At 27.8% G+C, this 2,062-nt stretch carries 2 protein-coding genes; both read left to right on the top strand.

The genetic code is table 11. The features are described 5' to 3' along the window. The first annotated feature begins 31 nt into the window (after nucleotides 1–31). Nucleotides 32–1,192, top strand: a complete 1,161-nt coding sequence (locus tag BAZSYMA_RS08945; RefSeq protein WP_338152908.1) for a site-specific DNA-methyltransferase — start codon at nucleotides 32–34, stop codon at nucleotides 1,190–1,192. Further along, entirely contained in the window at nucleotides 1,189–2,004 is an 816-nt protein-coding gene (locus tag BAZSYMA_RS08940) for a HinfI family type II restriction enzyme (protein WP_090718231.1), read from the top strand. Before BAZSYMA_RS08945 ends, BAZSYMA_RS08940 begins: the two co-directional genes overlap by 4 nt. Nucleotides 2,005–2,062: the final 58 nt, after the last annotated feature.

Genomic DNA, 2,062 nt, shown 5'->3' with positions numbered 1-2,062 from the left:
TCTTTGTTGTTTTGTAACCTTGTTTGCACTAATGCGTCAAATATTACTCCTTGAATTTGCCAATAAAAGAGCAAAAACTATGAATAAAAAAATAAAATTCTCAAACAATGATATTATAGGAAACAATCATCGGATTTATAACGGTGATTGCATTGATGTTTTAGAAAAGTTATCAAAAAAATCGGTAGATTTAATTTTTGCAGATCCGCCATACAACTTGCAACTTAAGAATGAGTTGTATCGCCCCAATCATACTAAAGTAGATGGTGTTGACGATGCTTGGGATAAATTTTCCAGTAATGAAACATACGATGAATTCACTAAAAACTGGTTAAAAAAATGTCGTGAAGTGATGAAAGATGACGCCACAATATGGGTTATTGGATCGTATCATAATATTTTTAGAGTTGGTAAAATTATGATGGATTTAGGTTTTTGGATTCTAAATGATGTGCAGTGGCATAAAACCAATCCTATGCCTAATTTTCGTGGTGTGCGTTTTACTAATGCAACAGAAACTTTAATATGGGCTAAAAAATCAGAAAATCAGAAAAAATATACTTTTAACTATCAAGTAATGAAGCAATTAAATGGAGGCAAACAAATGACTTCTGTTTGGCAAATTCCTTTATGCGCTGGACACGAAAGAATAAAAGGAAAAGACGGTAAAAAGGCACACTCAACGCAAAAGCCAGAAGAGTTGCTCAAACGAGTTATTCTATCTAGTAGTTCTGAAAATGATTTAGTGTTAGACCCTTTTTCTGGAAGTGGAACAACTGTAGCGGTTGCCAAAAAACTAGGAAGAAAAGCTATAGGAATAGAAAAAGAACAAAAATATATAAAAATAACAAAAATTAGGATTGATTCAATAAATGAAAATGATTTTTGTAATTTAAGACTTAAAGAGCCAGAAAAAAAAGTTTTACAAAGAGTTAGTATGCAGGAATTATTAAAGAAAAATTACATTCAAGTAGGTCAAATTTTATGGACTAAGGATAAAAAACATTCAGCCGTAATCTTACAAGATGGCAACATAAAAAATGGTGTAGGTGCTGGTTCTATTCATAAAATTGGGGCGAAAATTAGAGAATTAGAGAGTTGCAATGGTTGGAATTTTTGGTGTTCTGAGAATGACAATAAACTTGAATATATAGATAATTATAGAGTGAAGTATAGAGAAAAAGAATTATGAACAATAATATTAAAAAATTTATTAAGCAGACTATTTCTGATTTAATAAAAAGTACATCTAACAATGAAAAAATAGATAAATTATCTTTAAGACATAAGAAAAAAATACACTTTATTCCTATAAGATATAGAATTTTTGGTGGCTTATTGCAGTCAATGAATATAAATTTTGGCAATTTTGTAGAAAAATTATTGCACAAAATTATAAAAAGTGAAAAAGATCTAACAATTAATAAAAACTCATCTAAGAAAATTATATTACCAATTACACAAAGGAGCAGTGATTTAATAGATACACATATTACTGATTGTCAAACAGAGAATTTTGACGAAGAAGAGTTAGTAAATAAGTTTAATAGTTTGCTTGACATGTGCCTGAAGTTTGAAGAAAACACACAAGAAAAAACTGTAAATAATACTAAAAAACATGATATAGATGTTTTATTTAGTGTTAAAAATGATAAGGTCTATTATCTTGAAATTAAATATAACGATGATCATGACACTGGAAAATATGAGGAGATAAATAGAAGATTTTTAAAATCATATATTGGTATTTCTAATATTATTAAAGTTTATGATAGAGAAAAGTTCAAACCGATTATTTATTATTTGACCCAAAAAAAGTTAAAGGGCAATATTTACACACCAGAAAAAGAAAATATTTATAGAGGAAAAAAGCTGTTTGAAGAATTTTTTACTGTTAAATATAGTGATTTAGATGATTTTTTAAATAAAATTGGTGATGATAAAGATATTATTGAATTATTTGATAATCTGTATAACAAAATTAGGAAAGACTTATCATTGTAAATGACCCTGTAAATCAGATTGTGTAAAAAAATATCATTTAGCACGATGTAGCCCACCG

The organism is Bathymodiolus azoricus thioautotrophic gill symbiont (assembly GCF_001298715.1).
Classification (GTDB): Bacteria; Pseudomonadota; Gammaproteobacteria; order PS1; family Pseudothioglobaceae; genus Thiodubiliella.
The sequence above is the reverse complement of the archived record's forward strand: the minus strand, read 5'-3'. Positions and strand labels throughout refer to the sequence as shown.

Excerpts from the sequence above, each read along its gene's own strand:
- BAZSYMA_RS08940 (WP_090718231.1), top strand. The coding sequence starts at position 1,189 with ATGAACAATAATATTAAAAAATTTATTAAGCAGACTATTTCTGATTTA.
- BAZSYMA_RS08945 (WP_338152908.1), top strand. The coding sequence starts at position 32 with ATGCGTCAAATATTACTCCTTGAATTTGCCAATAAAAGAGCAAAAACT.